This is a genomic window from Phocaeicola sp. (genome assembly GCF_057861905.1).
In genome coordinates this window covers 1-15,748 of the sequence record NZ_DBMACV010000014.1, presented here as the reverse complement: position 1 = coordinate 15,748, position 15,748 = coordinate 1, and the positions used below count along the sequence as shown (strand labels likewise).

The window sequence follows — 15,748 nt, the reverse complement described above, 5'->3', positions numbered from 1 at the left end:
GTTTTTTTATTTCTTGTAGGTGGAGTAGGGGTAAAAAATTGAATACATCGTTTAATTTTCTATCTTAAAATGCGGATGATTCAACTTTTTCCCTACATTTGTAGAGCTAATATGAAAAAAGTAAATACTTAATATTAAATTTTAGTCATTATGGAAAACGAAAACAAAAATAATCAGCTCCAGATAGAGTTGAAGGAAGAGGTCGCTCAAGGTACTTATGCTAATCTTGCTATAATTACTCATTCTACTTCTGAGTTTATATTGGATTTTGTGCGTATTATGCCGGGATTGCCAAAGGCTGGTGTACAGTCACGTATTGTGATGACTCCAGAACATGCTAAACGTTTAATGTTTGCTTTACAAGATAATGTGGCAAAATATGAACGCAACTTCGGACAGATACGTATGCCAGAAGAACAAAATAATGGTAGTAAAACATTCGTTCCACCATTGAGTGATTTCAAAGGAGAAGCTTAAAAAAATATAAAAAAGTCATTTTAAGGCCCATTTCCTGCTTTTTTCAAGGGAATGGGCTTTTTTTATTTTAAAACAGTTTGTCTATTAAAAAGTTATTTGTAATTTTGCAGCCCGAAATGTATAGTTTCGACAAGGATTGGAAAACAATAAACAATATATATAATAATTAAAATCAAAACAAAATGCCTACTATTCAACAGTTAGTAAGAAAAGGAAGAGCGGTTTTGGTAGACAAGAGTAAATCACCAGCACTGGATTCATGTCCTCAGAGACGTGGCGTTTGTGTTCGTGTTTATACTACGACTCCGAAGAAACCGAACTCAGCAATGCGTAAAGTAGCTCGTGTGCGTCTGACAAACTCTAAGGAAGTAAACTCTTATATTCCGGGTGAAGGCCACAACTTGCAGGAACACTCAATTGTATTGGTACGTGGTGGTCGTGTAAAGGACCTTCCGGGTGTACGTTATCACATCGTTCGTGGTACATTGGATACAGCTGGTGTTGCAGGTCGTACACAGAGACGTTCTAAATACGGTGCTAAGCGTCCGAAACCGGGACAGGCTCCTGCTGCAAAAGGTAAAAAATAATTCGTAGCTGAGTACAATCCTTAGTAAAAGAACTTTTATTAATTCGTTTTGGTTTGTAGGAAAAGCTTTAAGGTTGAGTAAATGTCTCGGAGGAGACGTTGAAGAAAACAGAGATGCAGCCCCAAACTAAACATTATTATCAAACAAAATGAGAAAAGCAAAACCAAAAAAACGTGTGATCCTGCCGGATCCGGTATTTAATGATCAGAAGGTTTCTAAATTCGTAAACCACCTGATGTATGATGGAAAGAAGAATACTTCTTACGAAATCTTCTATAACGCACTGAAAACAGTTGAGACAAAACTTCCGAGTGAAGAAACTCCAGCTTTGGAAGTTTGGAAAAAAGCTCTAGATAATGTAACTCCGCAGCTGGAAGTTAAATCTCGCCGTATTGGTGGTGCAACTTTCCAGGTCCCTACAGAAATTCGTCCTGACCGCAAAGAGTCAATCTCTATGAAGAACTTGATTGCTTTTGCTCGTAAACGTGGCGGTAAGTCAATGGCTGATAAATTGGCTGCTGAAATTCTTGATGCTTATAACGAGCAGGGTGGCGCTTTCAAGCGTAAAGAGGATATGCATCGTATGGCTGAAGCTAACCGTGCATTTGCTCACTTCAGATTCTAATATAGTAATAATCAATTAAGACGGAATTAAAATGGCTAAACATGATTTGCATTTGACTCGTAACATCGGGATCATGGCGCACATCGATGCAGGTAAGACTACTACCTCTGAACGTATTCTGTACTACACTGGTTTGACTCACAAAATTGGTGAAGTACACGATGGAGCTGCAACAATGGACTGGATGGAGCAGGAACAGGAACGTGGTATTACTATCACTTCTGCTGCTACAACTACTTATTGGAAATACGCAGGAAATAAATATAAAATCAACTTGATTGATACTCCGGGGCACGTAGACTTTACTGCTGAGGTAGAACGTTCACTTCGCGTGCTGGATGGTGCTGTAGCAACTTACTGTGCAGTTGGTGGTGTTGAACCTCAGTCTGAAACGGTATGGCGTCAGGCGGATAAGTATAATGTTCCTCGTATTGGTTATGTAAACAAAATGGACCGTTCTGGTGCTGACTTCTTTGAAGTAGTGCGTCAGATGAAGGACGTTTTGGGCGCTAATCCATGTCCGGTGGTTATTCCTATTGGTTCTGAAGAAAGCTTTAAGGGTGTAGTGGATCTGATTAAGATGAAAGCGATCTTATGGCACGATGAAACAATGGGTGCTGATTATGATGTTGAAGATATCCCAGCAAACTTGGTTGACGAAGCTAATGAATGGAGAGATAAAATGCTTGAAAAAGTAGCTGAGTTCGATGAGTCTTTGATGGAAAAATACTTTGATGATCCTTCTACTATTACGGAAGAGGAAGTTTTGCGTGCCTTGCGTGCCGGAACTTTGAAGATGGAAATTGTTCCGATGTTGTGCGGTTCTTCATTTAAGAATAAAGGTGTGCAAACTTTGCTGGACTATGTATGTGCATTCTTGCCTTCTCCGCTGGATACTCCGAATATCGTGGGTACAAATCCGACTACTGGAGCTGAAGAAGATCGTAGACCTGACGAAGATGAAAAGACTGCTGCTTTGGCATTTAAGATTGCAACCGACCCGTATGTTGGTCGTTTGACATTCTTCCGTGTTTACTCTGGTAAGGTTGAAGCTGGTTCTTATATCTACAACTCTCGTTCAGGTAAAAAAGAACGTGTGTCTCGTTTGTTCCAGATGCACTCAAACAAACAGAACCCTGTAGAGGTAATTAGCGCTGGTGATATCGGTGCTGGTGTAGGTTTCAAGGATATTCGTACTGGTGATACGCTGTGCGATGAAACAGCTCCGATTGTATTGGAGTCTATGGATTTCCCAGAGCCGGTTATCGGTATTGCAGTAGAACCGAAGACTCAGAAAGACTTGGACAAGCTGTCTAATGGTTTGGCTAAGTTGGCTGAAGAAGACCCGACATTTACTGTACGTACAGATGAGCAGACTGGTCAGACAATTATCTCTGGTATGGGTGAGCTTCACTTGGATATCATTATCGACCGTCTGAAACGTGAATTCAAGGTTGAATGTAATCAGGGTCGTCCGCAGGTTAATTACAAGGAAGCTATTACTAAGACTGTAGAACTTCGTGAAGTTTATAAGAAGCAGTCTGGTGGTCGTGGTAAGTTTGCTGATATTATTGTGACTGTAGGTCCGGTTGACGAAGATTGGAAGCAGGGTGGCCTGCAGTTCATCGATGAGGTGAAGGGTGGTAATGTGCCTAAGGAATTTATTCCTTCTGTACAGAAAGGTTTCCAGACTGCCATGAAAAATGGTGTCTTGGCTGGTTTCCCGCTCGACTCATTGAAGGTTGTCTTGAAAGATGGTTCTTTCCATCCGGTAGACTCTGACCAGTTGTCTTTCGAAATCTGTGCTATTCAGGCTTACAAGAATGCTTGTGTTAAAGCAGGTCCTGTTTTGATGGAACCTATCATGAAGCTGGAAGTAGTTACTCCGGAAGAAAACATGGGTGATGTGATCGGTGACTTGAATAAACGTCGTGGACAGGTAGAAGGTATGGAAACAAGCCGTTCTGGTGCACGTATTGTTAAAGCAATGGTTCCGCTGGCTGAAATGTTTGGTTATGTAACAGCCTTGCGTACTATTACTTCAGGTCGTGCTACTTCTTCAATGTCGTATGATCATCATGCACAAGTATCAAGCTCTATTGCTAAGACTGTATTGGAAGAAGTTAAAGGTCGCGTAGACTTGGTATAATCATATTGAATAACTTGAAGCTGATGAGGGCTAGCGAATGACTCTTAGCCCTCATGCTTCATCTTAAATATAAATAATTAATTAATCATTACTAATGAGTCAGAAAATTAGAATTAAACTGAAATCTTACGATCACAACTTGGTAGACAAGTCTGCTGAAAAGATTGTAAGAACTGTGAAGGCTACAGGTGCTATTGTTAGCGGTCCTATTCCATTGCCAACTCACAAGCGTGTTTTTACTGTAAATCGTTCGACTTTCGTTAATAAGAAGTCACGTGAACAGTTTGAATTGTCTTCTTATAAGAGACTGATCGACATCTATAGCTCAACAGCTAAGACTGTAGACGCTTTGATGAAATTGGAATTGCCAAGTGGGGTAGAAGTAGAAATTAAAGTTTAATAATTAAAAAAATTAACTGAAATGCCAGGATTATTAGGAAAGAAAATCGGAATGACATCCGTTTTCAGTGCTGATGGTAAGAATGTACCATGCACTGTTATCGAAGCTGGTCCTTGTGTAGTTACTCAGATTAAGAGTGTAGAAAAAGATGGCTATGCAGCTGTTCAGGTAGGTTTCCAGGACAAAAAGGAAAAGCATACTACAAAACCGTTGATGGGTCACTTTAAGAAAGCTGGAGTAACTCCGAAGAGACACTTGGCCGAGTTCAAAGATTTCTCAGAAGAATTGAATTTAGGTGATACTATCACTGTAGAATTGTTTAACGATGCTAACTATGTAGACGTAATCGGTACTTCTAAAGGTAAAGGTTTCCAGGGTGTTGTTAAACGTCACGGATTTGGTGGTGTAGGTCAGACTACTCACGGTCAGCACAACCGTGCTCGTAAGCCGGGTTCTATCGGTGCTTGTTCTTACCCTGCAAAAGTATTCAAAGGAATGCGTATGGGTGGTCAAATGGGTGGTGACAGAGTAACTACTCACAACTTACAAGTATTAAAGGTAATTCCAGAACACAACTTACTTTTGATTAAGGGTTCTGTTCCGGGTTGCAAAGGTTCAATCGTAATAATTGAGAAATAATGGAAGTTAACGTTTTAAATATTAAGGGTGAAGACACCGGAAGAAAGGTGGCTTTGAACGAAGCTATCTTCGGAATCACTCCGAATGATCACGCTATCTATCTGGACGTAAAGCAGTACATGGCTAATCAGCGCCAGGGAACTCACAAGTCTAAAGAAAGAAGCGAAATCAGTGGTTCTACTCGTAAATTAGGCCGTCAGAAAGGTGGAGGTGGCGCTCGTCGTGGTGATATTAACTCTCCGCTGTTGGTTGGTGGTGCTCGTGTGTTTGGTCCTAAACCACGTGATTACTGGTTCAAACTGAACAAGAAAGTTAAGGCTTTGGCTCGTAAGTCTGCTTTGTCATATAAGGCTCAGGCTAACAATATCGTAGTTGTAGAAGACTTCACTTTTGAAGCTCCTAAGACTAAAGATTTTGTAAATGTTGTGAATAATCTTAAAGTAGCTGGTAAAAAGCTGCTTATGGTTTTGCCGGAAGCAAATAAAAACGTATATTTGTCTGCTCGTAACTTAGAGCGTACAAATCTTGCAATTGCTTCTGCGCTGAATACTTACTCAGTATTGAACGCAGAAACTCTTGTTGTTACAGAGAGTGCATTGAAAGCTATCGAGGAAACCTTAGTTAAATAATTAAAGGAGGCTGAAGTAATATGGGAATGATTATTAAACCGTTGGTTACAGAAAAGATGACGGCAATATCTGAAAAGTTCAACCGCTTTGGATTTATTGTTCGTCCTGAAGCTAACAAATTAGAAATTAAGAGCGAAATCGAAGCTATGTATAACGTGACTGTTGTTGACGTAAATACTGTACGTTACGCAGGAAAGAACAAAAGCCGTTATACTAAATCAGGTCTTATCAATGGACGTACAAATGCTTATAAAAAAGCTATCGTTACATTGAAAGAAGGTGATACTATTGATTTTTATAGCAATATTTAAATAAAAGATGGCAGTACGTAAATTTAAGCCCACAACACCGGGGCAGAGACACAAAATTATTGGTACTTTTGAAGAAATTACTGCATCGGTACCAGAAAAATCTCTTGTATATGGAAAGCGTTCTACAGGTGGTCGTAACCATGTAGGTAAAATGACAATGCGCTATATTGGTGGCGGTCATAAGAGAAAATTCCGTATTATCGATTTCAAGAGAAATAAAGACGGTGTTCCAGCAGTTGTTAAGACAATTGAATACGATCCGAACCGTTCCGCTCGTATCGCTCTTTTGTATTATGCTGATGGTGAAAAGAGATATATCATTGCTCCTAATGGATTGCAAGTTGGTAGTACTTTGATGTCTGGAGCGAATGCAGCGCCTGAGATTGGTAATGCACTTCCTCTTGAGAATATTCCTGTTGGTACTGTAATTCATAATATTGAATTGCGTCCGGGACAAGGTGCTGCTTTGGTTAGATCGGCTGGTAATTTTGCTCAGTTAACTTCTCGTGAGGGTAAGTACTGCGTTATTAAGTTGCCTTCTGGTGAAGTAAGACAGATCTTAAGTGCATGTAAAGCGACTATCGGTAGTGTTGGTAATTCTGACCACGCATTGGAGGCTTCAGGTAAAGCTGGTCGTTCTCGCTGGTTAGGACGTCGTCCTCATAACCGTGGTGTTGTTATGAACCCTGTTGATCACCCGATGGGTGGTGGTGAAGGACGTCAGTCAGGAGGTCACCCAAGATCACGTACAGGCTTGTATGCTAAGGGCTTGAAGACAAGAGCACCTAAGAAACAGTCTTCTAAGTATATTATTGAAAGAAGAAAGTAATAACAACTGATTAATTGAGTAATTTATGAGTCGTTCATTAAAAAAAGGTCCATATATTAATGTAAAACTGGAAAATAAAGTGCTGGCTATGAATGAAAGCGGCAAGAAGTCAGTTGTTAAGACATGGGCTAGAGCTTCAATGATTTCGCCTGATTTTGTTGGGCATACAATTGCAGTTCATAACGGAAACAAATTTATTCCTGTTTACGTTACAGAAAACATGGTTGGTCATAAGTTGGGAGAATTTGCTCCAACTCGTACATTCCGTGGTCACGCTGGTAACAAGAAAAAATAACAGGACACTTATTTGAAATAATAAAGTAATAAATAATGGGAGCAAGAAAAAAAATATCGGCTGAAAAAAGAAAAGAAGCCCTTAAAACCATGTATTTTGCTAAATTGCAAAATGTGCCTACTTCTCCGCGTAAGATGCGTCTCGTGGCTGACATGATTCGCGGTATGGAGGTTAATAGAGCACTTGGTGTTTTGAAGTTTTCTTCTAAGGAAGCTTCTGCAAGAGTGGAAAAACTGTTGCGCTCTGCTATTGCTAACTGGGAACAGAAAAACGAACGCAAAGCTGAAGACGGTGAACTTTTTGTAACTAAGATTTTTGTTGATGGGGGAGCAACTCTGAAAAGAATGAGACCGGCTCCGCAGGGTAGAGGTTACAGAATTCGCAAACGTTCAAATCATGTGACTTTGTTCGTTGATTCTAAGAATACTAATGATAAAAATTAAGAGTAGATGGGACAGAAAGTTAATCCGATAAGTAACCGTTTAGGAATTATCAGAGGATGGGATTCTAACTGGTACGGTGGCAAGAATTATGGTGACGCTTTGTTAGAAGATAGCAAAATTCGTAAATATCTGAATGCCAGACTTGCAAAAGCCAGCGTTTCAAGAATCGTTATTGAACGTACTTTGAAGTTGGTGACAATTACTGTATGTACTGCTCGCCCAGGTATTATCATTGGTAAAGGTGGTCAGGAAGTTGATAAGTTGAAAGAAGAGTTGAAGAAGATCACTGATAAGGATATCCAGATTAATATCTTCGAAGTGAAGAAACCCGAACTCGACGCTGTGATTGTTGCTAATAACATCGCTCGCCAGGTTGAAGGCAAGATCGCTTATCGTCGTGCTATCAAAATGGCTATCGCCAATACGATGCGTATGGGAGCTGAAGGTATCAAGGTGCTGATTTCTGGTCGTTTGAATGGCGCTGAAATGGCACGTTCTGAAATGTATAAGGAAGGTCGTACTCCGTTACACACTTTCCGTGCAGATATCGACTATTGTCATGCTGAAGCTTTGACAAAGGTTGGTTTGCTGGGTATTAAGGTGTGGATTTGCCGTGGTGAAGTTTACGGTAAACGTGAGTTGGCTCCTAACTTTACTCAGAGCAAAGAAAACAACCGTGGTGGAAACGGTAATAATGGTGGAAAGAACTTCCGCAGAAAGAAAAACAACAATCGCTAACGAATTTGAATTTTAGGAATTATGTTACAACCGAAAAAGACAAAATTCAGAAGACAGCAGAAAGGTAGCGCTAAAGGTAATGCCCAGAGAGGACACCAGTTGGCTTTCGGTACTTTTGGTATCAAGTCATTGCAGACTAAGTGGATTACTGGACGTCAGATTGAAGCAGCTCGTATTGCTGTAACAAGATATATGCAGCGTCAGGGTCAGATTTGGATCCGTATATTCCCGGATAAACCTATTACTCGTAAACCTGCTGACGTACGTATGGGTAAAGGTAAAGGTAATCCGGAAGGTTTTGTAGCTCCTGTAACTCCGGGTCGTATTTTGATCGAAGTTGAAGGTGTATCTTTTGAAGTAGCAAAAGAAGCTTTGCGCCTTGCTGCACAGAAACTTCCTGTTACTACTAAGTTTATTGTTAGACGTGATTACGACGCAAGTCAAAATGCTTAATTGATATGAAGATTGCAGAAATTAGAGAAATAGCTACCAACGAATTGGCAGAAAGAATTCAAACTGAAGTTGCCAATTACAATCAAATGGTTTTAAATCATTCGATCTCTCCGCTGGAAAATCCTGCACAGATCAAGAAATTACGCAGAACAATTGCGCGTATGAAAGCAGAATTGCGTCAGAGAGAACTTAACAAATAATAATGGTCCTCATGGAAGCTAGAAATTTAAGAAAAGAAAGAACTGGTGTTGTGGTTAGCAATAAAATGGATAAGACCATTACTGTTGCTGCTAAGTTTAAGGAAAAACACCCTATTTATGGTAAGTTCGTTTCTAAGACGAAAAAATACCATGCTCATGACGAAAAAAATGAATGCCAGATTGGCGATACTGTTCGTATCATGGAAACTCGTCCGTTGAGCAAAACTAAGAGATGGAGATTGATTGAAATTATCGAAAGAGCTAAGTAATTATGATACAAGCAGAATCCAGACTTACAGTATGTGACAACAGTGGTGCTAAAGAAGCTCTTTGTATCCGCGTTTTAGGCGGTACAAAGAGACGTTATGCCTCTGTTGGGGATGTTATTGTAGTTTCAATAAAGAGTGTTATCCCCTCAAGTGATATTAAAAAAGGTGCAGTATCTAAGGCCCTGATCGTACGTACAAAGAAAGAAATTCGTCGTGCTGACGGTTCTTATATTCGTTTTGATGATAATGCTTGCGTTCTGTTGAATAACGCAGGTGAAATTAGAGGAAGTCGTATTTTTGGCCCGGTAGCGAGAGAGTTGCGTAATGCCAACATGAAGGTTGTGTCACTTGCACCTGAAGTACTTTAATTTTGTAAAAGATTTAAGTAATGAGTAAATTACATATTAAAAAAGGCGATACAGTTTACGTAAACTCTGGTGAAGACAAGGGTAAAACTGGCCGCGTGTTGAAAGTTCTTGTAAAAGAAGGACGTGCATTGGTAGAAGGTATCAATATGGTATCAAAGAGCACTAAGCCTAATGCTAAGAATCCTCAGGGTGGTATTGTGAAGCAGGAAGCTCCTATTCACATCTCTAACCTGAATCCGGTTGACCCTAAGACTGGTAAACCGACACGTATTGGTAGAAGAGAAAGTTCTGATGGAAGAACATTTGTCCGTTATGCTAAAAAATCAGGAGAGGAGATTAAATAATGAGTAGTACTGCTAGCCTTAAGAAAGAATATGCAGAGCGTATTGCTCCTGCATTGAAGAATCAGTTCCAGTATACTTCATCTATGCAGATTCCTAAACTTAAGAAGATTGTTATCAATCAAGGTTTAGGTATGGCTGTAGCTGATAAGAAGATCATCGATGTTGCTATCAATGAATTGACTGCAATTACTGGTCAGAAAGCTGTTGCAACTGTTTCTCGTAAAGATATCGCAAACTTTAAGTTGCGTAAGAAAATGCCTATTGGTGTGATGGTAACTTTACGTCGTGAAAGAATGTATGAATTCCTTGAAAAACTTGTTCGCGTAGCTTTGCCACGTATCCGTGACTTCAAAGGTATCGAAAGCAAGTTGGACGGAAGAGGTAACTATACTCTTGGTATTCAGGAGCAAATTATTTTCCCTGAAATTAATATCGATAGTATTACTAAAATTCTCGGAATGAATATTACCTTTGTAACCTCTGCTCAAACAGATGAAGAAGGTTATGCTTTGTTGAAGGAATTCGGTTTACCGTTTAAAAACGCTAAAAAAGATTGATAAGATATGGCAAAAGAATCAATGAAGGCTCGTGAAGTAAGAAGAGCCAAACTGGTAGCCAAATATGCTGAGAAACGTGCTGCGTTGAAGAAGATTGTAAATACAGGTGATCCTGCTGAAGCTTTTGAAGCTGCTCAGAAATTGCAGGCTCTTCCTAAGAATGCCAATCCGATTCGCTTGCACAACCGTTGCAAACTGACTGGTCGTCCTAAAGGATATATGCGTCAGTTTGGTATTTCACGTATTCAGTTCCGTGAAATGGCTTCAAATGGTTTAATCCCGGGCGTTAAAAAAGCAAGCTGGTAAATATTTTTATTATTAAATATTGTCAGGGTAGTCCTGATTAATTTAACAATTATTTTTTATGACAGATCCAATCGCAGATTATCTCACAAGATTGAGAAATGCAATTAGTGCTAAGCACAGAGTTGTAGAAGTGCCTGCTTCAAACTTGAAAAAGGAAATCACTAAGATCCTGTTTGACAAAGGTTACATTCTGAACTACAAATTTGTAGAAGATGGTCCTCAAGGTACTATCAAAGTTGCTTTGAAGTATGATGCAGTTAACAAGGTTAACGCAATCAAGAAACTTGAAAGAGTATCTACTCCGGGTATGCGTAAGTATACTGGCTACAAAGACATGCCGAGAGTTATTAATGGATTAGGTATTGCTATTATATCTACTTCCAAAGGTGTGATGACAGACAAGGAAGCTGCTGCTTTGAAAATCGGTGGTGAAGTTCTTTGTTATGTATATTAATGTAGGAGGATAAGCTATGTCAAGAATAGGTAAATTGCCCGTTAGTATTCCTGCCGGAGTAACAGTTACTCTGAAGGATAACGTAGTAAACGTTAAAGGTCCGAAAGGTGAGTTGAGTCAGTTTGTAGATCCTGCTATTGAAGTAGAAATTGCAGACGGACATGTGGTGTTGAAAGAAAAAGAAGACGCTATGCTTGATAACCTGAAACAGCGTCACGCTTTCCATGGCTTGTATCGCGCTTTGATACATAATATGGTTGTGGGTGTTTCTGAAGGTTACAAGAAAGAGTTGGAACTTGTCGGTGTTGGTTACCGTGCATCTAATAATGGTAACATCATTGATTTCGCTTTAGGTTATACTCATAATATCTTTATGCAGTTGCCTCCTGAAATCAAGGTTGAAACTAAATCTGAAAGAAATAAGAACCCTCTTATTATATTGGAATCTTGTGACAAACAGCTGCTCGGTCAGGTTTGTTCAAAAATACGTTCTTTCCGTAAGCCTGAACCTTATAAAGGAAAAGGTATTAAGTTTGTTGGTGAAGAAATTCGTAGAAAGTCTGGTAAGTCAGCTGGCGCTAAGTAATTCACATAAAATCGTACAATTATGACAACAAAAATAGAAAGACGAATCAAGATCAAATATAGAGTACGCAACAAGATTTCAGGTACCGCTGAACGTCCGCGTATGAGTGTGTTTAGAAGTAACAAGCAGATCTATGTCCAAGTTATCGACGATTTGAGCGGTAAAACATTGGTTGCTGCTTCTTCTTTGGGTATGGAAACTATGCCTAAGAAAGAACAGGCTGCTAAAGTTGGTGAATTGATCGCTAAGAAGGCTCAGGAAGCTGGTATTACGACTGTCGTATTCGACCGTAATGGTTACTTGTATCATGGGAGAGTAAAAGAAGTAGCTGATGCTGCTCGTAACGGTGGACTTAAATTTTAATGAATTATGGCAGTTAATAATAGAGTTAAGATCACTAACGATATAGAATTAAAAGATAGACTGGTTGCAATCAACCGCGTTACTAAAGTTACAAAAGGTGGTAGAACTTTCAGTTTCTCTGCTATTGTTGTAGTTGGTAATGAAGATGGTATCATCGGTTGGGGACTTGGTAAAGCTGGTGAAGTTACAGCTGCTATTGCTAAAGGTGTAGAAGCTGCAAAGAAGAACCTGACTCGTGTTCCTGTATTGAAAGGTACTGTTCCTCACGAACAGTCTGCTAAATTCGGTGGTGCAGAAGTTTTCATTAAACCTGCTTCAACCGGTACAGGAGTTGTAGCTGGAGGTGCGATGCGTGCCGTTTTGGAAAGTGTTGGTGTTACTGACGTTTTGGCTAAGTCAAAAGGTTCTTCTAACCCGCACAACTTGGTAAAAGCTACAATCTTGGCTTTGGGTGAAATGAGAGATGCTCGCATGGTAGCTCAAAACAGAGGTGTAAGTATGGAAAAAGTATTTAGAGGATAAGGAGGATAGACATGTCAACTATTAAGATCAAACAAGTAAAAAGTAGAATTGGTGCTCCTGCAGATCAGAAGAGAACATTGGATGCACTGGGACTTCGTAAGATGAATCGTGTGGTTGAACACGAAGAAACTCCTTCAATTCTGGGTATGATTGAAAAGGTAAAACACCTGGTTGCAATCGTTAAGTAATATATTGTTAATAATAAAGGATTTTACAATATGAATTTAAATAATTTACGTCCTGCAGAAGGTTCAGTCAAAACTATAAAGAGAATTGGTCGTGGTGCTGGTTCTGGTTTAGGCGGTACTTCTACAAGAGGACATAAAGGAGCAAAGTCAAGATCTGGTTATTCTAAGAAGATCGGTTTTGAAGGTGGTCAGATGCCTCTTCAGCGTCGTGTTCCGAAATTTGGTTTTAAGAATATCAACCGTGTAGAATATAAGGCTATTAACCTTGACACTATTCAGAAGTTGGCTGAAGCTAAGAATCTGTCTAAGGTAGGTGTTAATGACTTGATTGAAGCTGGTTTTATTTCTTCTAGCCAGTTAGTGAAAGTTCTTGGTAACGGTAGTTTAACTACTAAACTCGATGTAGAAGCAAATGCTTTTTCTAAGAGTGCAGTAGCTGCAATCGAAGCCGTTGGTGGTAATGCAGTAAAACTCTGATTCAATGAGAAAATCTATTGAAACATTAAAGAACATATGGAATATTGAGGATCTGAGACAGCGGATCCTCATTACTATATTGTTTATTGCAATCTACAGATTTGGTTCGTATGTGGTTCTTCCAGGTATCAACCCTGATATGCTGTCAAAGTTGCATGAACAAACGAGTGAAGGTCTTCTTGCTTTGTTGAACATGTTCTCTGGTGGAGCTTTCTCTAATGCGTCTATCTTTGCATTGGGAATCATGCCGTACATCTCTGCATCCATCGTGATCCAGTTGTTGGCGATTGCAGTTCCTTATTTCCAGAAACTACAGCGTGAAGGTGAGAGTGGACGTCGAAAAATTAATCAGTATACTCGTATTCTGACTATCTTTATTTTGATATTCCAGGCTCCTTCTTATTTGATCAACTTGAAAATGCAGGCAGGTCCGGCTCTTAATGCTTCATTAGATTGGACTTTCTTTATTATTACTTCTACCATCATTTTGGCTGCGGGAAGTATGTTTATCCTTTGGCTTGGAGAAAGAATTACTGATAAAGGTATCGGTAATGGTATTTCACTGATTATTATGATTGGTATTATTGCCCGTCTTCCTCAAGCTTTCGGTGGTGAATTTGTTTCTCGTCTTGCGTCTCCAGGTGCTGGTGGTATCATTATGTTCTTGTTAGAAATTGTAGTGTTGATTTTGGTTATCGCTGCAGCTATCCTTTTGGTACAAGGAGTTCGTAAGATACCTGTACAGTATGCAAAACGCATTGTAGGTAATAAACAATATGGTGGTGCTAGACAGTATATTCCTTTGAAGGTAAATGCTGCAAATGTAATGCCGATCATTTTTGCTCAGGCAATTATGTTCATTCCTATTACAATTGTCGGATTCTCAAATGTTGCCTCGGCAAGTGGTATTGCTCGTGCGTTTGTAGACCATACCAGTTTTTGGTATAATTTGGTATTTGCAATTCTGATTATTGTGTTTACGTGGTTCTATACGGCAATTACGATTAATCCAACTCAGATGGCTGAAGATATGAAACGTAATAATGGTTTCATTCCAGGTATTAAACCGGGTAAGAGTACGGCCGATTACATTGATACGATTATGACACGTATCACTTTCCCTGGCTCTCTTTTCTTGGCTATCGTTGCTATTTTACCGGCATTTGCGGGCATATTTGGAGTTCAGGCTGAATTTGCGCAGTTCTTTGGTGGAACATCTTTGTTGATTCTTGTAGGTGTTGTTCTTGATACCCTCCAGCAGGTTGAAAGCCATTTGTTAATGCGTCATTACGATGGCTTACTCAGCTCAGGAAGAATTAAAGGTCGTTCAGGAAATGTTGCTGCATATTAAAAGAAGTCAGAATGATATTTCTTAAGACAGATGATGAAATAGAGTTGCTTCGTCAGAGTAATCTCCTTGTGGGGAAGACTCTGGCTGAAGTGGCTAAACTGATAAAGCCAGGAGTAACAACAAAACAACTTGATAAAGTTGCGGAGGAATTTATTAGAGATCATGGGGCAATTCCAACATTTAAAGGATTCCCTAATCCATATGGACCTCCATTCCCTGGAACTTTATGTACTTCGGTAAATGATCAAGTCGTGCACGGTATTCCTAATGATATACCTTTGAAAGAAGGAGATATCGTTTCCGTTGACTGCGGAACTTATATGAATGGTTATTGTGGTGATTCAGCATATACATTTTGTGTGGGTGAAGTCGATCCGGAAATTCGGGCGCTTTTAAAAACTACAAAAGAAGCATTGTATAAGGGAATCGAAAATGCTGTTCATGGAAAACGTTTGGGTGACATTGGTTATGCTATTCAGCAACATTGTGAAGCTCGATCATACGGAGTTGTCCGAGAGTTTGTTGGTCATGGAATAGGTAAGGAAATGCACGAACAGCCTCAAGTTCCTAATTATGGGAAAAGAGGTACAGGTGCCTTACTAAAGAAAGGTATGTGTATTGCCATTGAACCCATGATAACTCAAGGTGATCGTCAGATTGTGATGGAAAGTGATCGTTGGACGATAAGAACCAGGGATCGTAAATGTGCCGCACATTTTGAACATACAGTTGCAATCGGTTTAGATAAGGCAGATATTTTATCATCGTTTGAATTTATAGAACAAGTTTTGGGAGATAAAGCAATTTAATATGGCAAAGCAATCCGCAATTGAACAAGATGGAGTAATCGTAGAAGCATTGTCAAATGCAATGTTTCGTGTTGAGCTGGAAAACGGACATGAGATTACCGCTCATATTTCCGGCAAGATGAGAATGCATTACATTAAAATATTACCGGGAGATAAAGTGAGGGTAGAGATGTCACCCTATGATTTATCTAAAGGAAGAATCGTTTTTAGATATAAATAAAAGAAAATAAGATATGAAAGTAAGAGCATCATTAAAGAAACGTACGCCGGAATGTAAGATCGTTAGACGTAATGGCCGTTTGTATGTTATTAACAAGAAAAATCCTAAGTATAAACAACGTCAAGGATAATTTATTATTTTTGCAAAAAAAATAATTTA

General features: G+C 39.4%; 29 protein-coding genes. All 29 read left to right on the top strand.

Features of this window, described 5'->3' with window-relative positions; translation table 11 throughout:
• Positions 1–150: 150 nt before the first annotated feature.
• Positions 151–477 carry a DUF3467 domain-containing protein gene (locus tag ACZM60_RS04545; RefSeq protein WP_021971559.1) on the top strand — a complete coding sequence of 109 codons (327 nt, stop codon included), beginning with the start codon at positions 151–153 and terminating at the stop codon, positions 475–477.
• A 182-nt stretch (positions 478–659) separates the two neighbouring features.
• The gene (gene rpsL / locus ACZM60_RS04540; RefSeq protein WP_340318866.1) at positions 660–1,064 is read left to right on the top strand and encodes a 30S ribosomal protein S12; all 405 of its coding nucleotides are present in this window, start codon (positions 660–662) and stop codon (positions 1,062–1,064) included.
• A 148-nt stretch (positions 1,065–1,212) separates the two neighbouring features.
• The gene (rpsG, locus tag ACZM60_RS04535) at positions 1,213–1,689 is read left to right on the top strand and encodes a 30S ribosomal protein S7 (protein WP_489520891.1); all 477 of its coding nucleotides are present in this window, start codon (positions 1,213–1,215) and stop codon (positions 1,687–1,689) included.
• 31 nt (positions 1,690–1,720) lie between these two features.
• A complete protein-coding gene (gene fusA, locus ACZM60_RS04530; RefSeq protein ID WP_340318867.1) occupies positions 1,721–3,838 on the top strand; it encodes an elongation factor G in 2,118 nt (705 codons plus the stop codon).
• Positions 3,839–3,932: 94 nt separating this feature from the next.
• Positions 3,933–4,238: a 30S ribosomal protein S10 gene (rpsJ, locus tag ACZM60_RS04525; RefSeq protein WP_007567343.1), complete on the top strand. Its 306-nt coding sequence runs from the start codon at positions 3,933–3,935 to the stop codon at positions 4,236–4,238.
• A gap of 21 nt (positions 4,239–4,259) precedes the next feature.
• Positions 4,260–4,877 (top strand): 50S ribosomal protein L3, encoded by a 618-nt coding sequence (gene rplC, locus ACZM60_RS04520; RefSeq protein WP_303176333.1) that lies wholly within the window; start codon positions 4,260–4,262, stop codon positions 4,875–4,877.
• On the top strand, positions 4,877–5,506 hold the full coding sequence (rplD, locus tag ACZM60_RS04515) for a 50S ribosomal protein L4 (RefSeq protein ID WP_294598148.1): 630 nt from the start codon (positions 4,877–4,879) through the stop codon (positions 5,504–5,506). The genes rplC and rplD overlap by 1 nt, the downstream gene beginning before the upstream one ends.
• Positions 5,507–5,526: 20 nt before the next feature.
• Positions 5,527–5,817 (top strand): 50S ribosomal protein L23, encoded by a 291-nt coding sequence (gene rplW / locus ACZM60_RS04510; RefSeq protein ID WP_294598150.1) that lies wholly within the window; start codon positions 5,527–5,529, stop codon positions 5,815–5,817.
• A gap of 7 nt (positions 5,818–5,824) precedes the next feature.
• Complete coding sequence (gene rplB / locus ACZM60_RS04505) at positions 5,825–6,646, top strand: 50S ribosomal protein L2 (RefSeq protein ID WP_340318868.1); 822 nt, start codon at positions 5,825–5,827, stop codon at positions 6,644–6,646.
• Between the two features lie 25 nt (positions 6,647–6,671).
• A complete protein-coding gene (gene rpsS, locus ACZM60_RS04500) occupies positions 6,672–6,941 on the top strand; it encodes a 30S ribosomal protein S19 (protein ID WP_007559385.1) in 270 nt (89 codons plus the stop codon).
• A gap of 35 nt (positions 6,942–6,976) precedes the next feature.
• Entirely contained in the window at positions 6,977–7,384 is a 408-nt protein-coding gene (gene rplV / locus ACZM60_RS04495; RefSeq protein WP_007567352.1) for a 50S ribosomal protein L22, read from the top strand.
• Positions 7,385–7,390: 6 nt separating this feature from the next.
• On the top strand, positions 7,391–8,122 hold the full coding sequence (gene rpsC / locus ACZM60_RS04490) for a 30S ribosomal protein S3 (RefSeq protein WP_007567354.1): 732 nt from the start codon (positions 7,391–7,393) through the stop codon (positions 8,120–8,122).
• A gap of 21 nt (positions 8,123–8,143) precedes the next feature.
• A complete protein-coding gene (gene rplP / locus ACZM60_RS04485; protein ID WP_013617999.1) occupies positions 8,144–8,575 on the top strand; it encodes a 50S ribosomal protein L16 in 432 nt (143 codons plus the stop codon).
• A gap of 5 nt (positions 8,576–8,580) precedes the next feature.
• Positions 8,581–8,775, top strand: coding sequence for a 50S ribosomal protein L29 (gene rpmC, locus ACZM60_RS04480; RefSeq protein ID WP_007559379.1), 195 nt, complete (start codon positions 8,581–8,583; stop codon positions 8,773–8,775).
• A gap of 11 nt (positions 8,776–8,786) precedes the next feature.
• Positions 8,787–9,044 carry a 30S ribosomal protein S17 gene (gene rpsQ / locus ACZM60_RS04475; RefSeq protein ID WP_040312450.1) on the top strand — a complete coding sequence of 86 codons (258 nt, stop codon included), beginning with the start codon at positions 8,787–8,789 and terminating at the stop codon, positions 9,042–9,044.
• Between the two features lie 2 nt (positions 9,045–9,046).
• A complete protein-coding gene (rplN, locus tag ACZM60_RS04470) occupies positions 9,047–9,412 on the top strand; it encodes a 50S ribosomal protein L14 (RefSeq protein ID WP_007559377.1) in 366 nt (121 codons plus the stop codon).
• A 20-nt stretch (positions 9,413–9,432) separates the two neighbouring features.
• A complete protein-coding gene (rplX, locus tag ACZM60_RS04465) occupies positions 9,433–9,756 on the top strand; it encodes a 50S ribosomal protein L24 (protein WP_072529637.1) in 324 nt (107 codons plus the stop codon).
• Positions 9,756–10,313, top strand: a complete 558-nt coding sequence (rplE, locus tag ACZM60_RS04460; protein WP_340318869.1) for a 50S ribosomal protein L5 — start codon at positions 9,756–9,758, stop codon at positions 10,311–10,313. Before rplX ends, rplE begins: the two co-directional genes overlap by 1 nt.
• 6 nt (positions 10,314–10,319) lie before the next feature.
• On the top strand, positions 10,320–10,619 hold the full coding sequence (rpsN, locus tag ACZM60_RS04455) for a 30S ribosomal protein S14 (protein ID WP_181213966.1): 300 nt from the start codon (positions 10,320–10,322) through the stop codon (positions 10,617–10,619).
• A gap of 58 nt (positions 10,620–10,677) precedes the next feature.
• Entirely contained in the window at positions 10,678–11,073 is a 396-nt protein-coding gene (gene rpsH, locus ACZM60_RS04450) for a 30S ribosomal protein S8 (protein WP_022125491.1), read from the top strand.
• Positions 11,074–11,089: 16 nt separating this feature from the next.
• Positions 11,090–11,659, top strand: coding sequence for a 50S ribosomal protein L6 (gene rplF / locus ACZM60_RS04445; protein ID WP_340318870.1), 570 nt, complete (start codon positions 11,090–11,092; stop codon positions 11,657–11,659).
• 21 nt (positions 11,660–11,680) lie between these two features.
• Positions 11,681–12,022: a 50S ribosomal protein L18 gene (gene rplR / locus ACZM60_RS04440; protein WP_340318871.1), complete on the top strand. Its 342-nt coding sequence runs from the start codon at positions 11,681–11,683 to the stop codon at positions 12,020–12,022.
• 6 nt (positions 12,023–12,028) lie between these two features.
• Positions 12,029–12,544: a 30S ribosomal protein S5 gene (gene rpsE / locus ACZM60_RS04435; protein ID WP_005844884.1), complete on the top strand. Its 516-nt coding sequence runs from the start codon at positions 12,029–12,031 to the stop codon at positions 12,542–12,544.
• 11 nt (positions 12,545–12,555) lie between these two features.
• Entirely contained in the window at positions 12,556–12,732 is a 177-nt protein-coding gene (rpmD, locus tag ACZM60_RS04430; RefSeq protein WP_294595373.1) for a 50S ribosomal protein L30, read from the top strand.
• 30 nt (positions 12,733–12,762) lie between these two features.
• Entirely contained in the window at positions 12,763–13,209 is a 447-nt protein-coding gene (gene rplO / locus ACZM60_RS04425) for a 50S ribosomal protein L15 (RefSeq protein ID WP_489520890.1), read from the top strand.
• A gap of 4 nt (positions 13,210–13,213) precedes the next feature.
• Positions 13,214–14,560, top strand: a complete 1,347-nt coding sequence (gene secY, locus ACZM60_RS04420; RefSeq protein ID WP_340318872.1) for a preprotein translocase subunit SecY — start codon at positions 13,214–13,216, stop codon at positions 14,558–14,560.
• A gap of 11 nt (positions 14,561–14,571) precedes the next feature.
• Complete coding sequence (map, locus tag ACZM60_RS04415) at positions 14,572–15,369, top strand: type I methionyl aminopeptidase (protein WP_489520889.1); 798 nt, start codon at positions 14,572–14,574, stop codon at positions 15,367–15,369.
• A gap of 1 nt (position 15,370) precedes the next feature.
• Complete coding sequence (gene infA / locus ACZM60_RS04410; protein WP_002558052.1) at positions 15,371–15,589, top strand: translation initiation factor IF-1; 219 nt, start codon at positions 15,371–15,373, stop codon at positions 15,587–15,589.
• 13 nt (positions 15,590–15,602) lie between these two features.
• Entirely contained in the window at positions 15,603–15,719 is a 117-nt protein-coding gene (gene ykgO, locus ACZM60_RS04405) for a type B 50S ribosomal protein L36 (RefSeq protein WP_002558051.1), read from the top strand.
• The last annotated feature ends 29 nt before the right edge of the window (positions 15,720–15,748 follow it).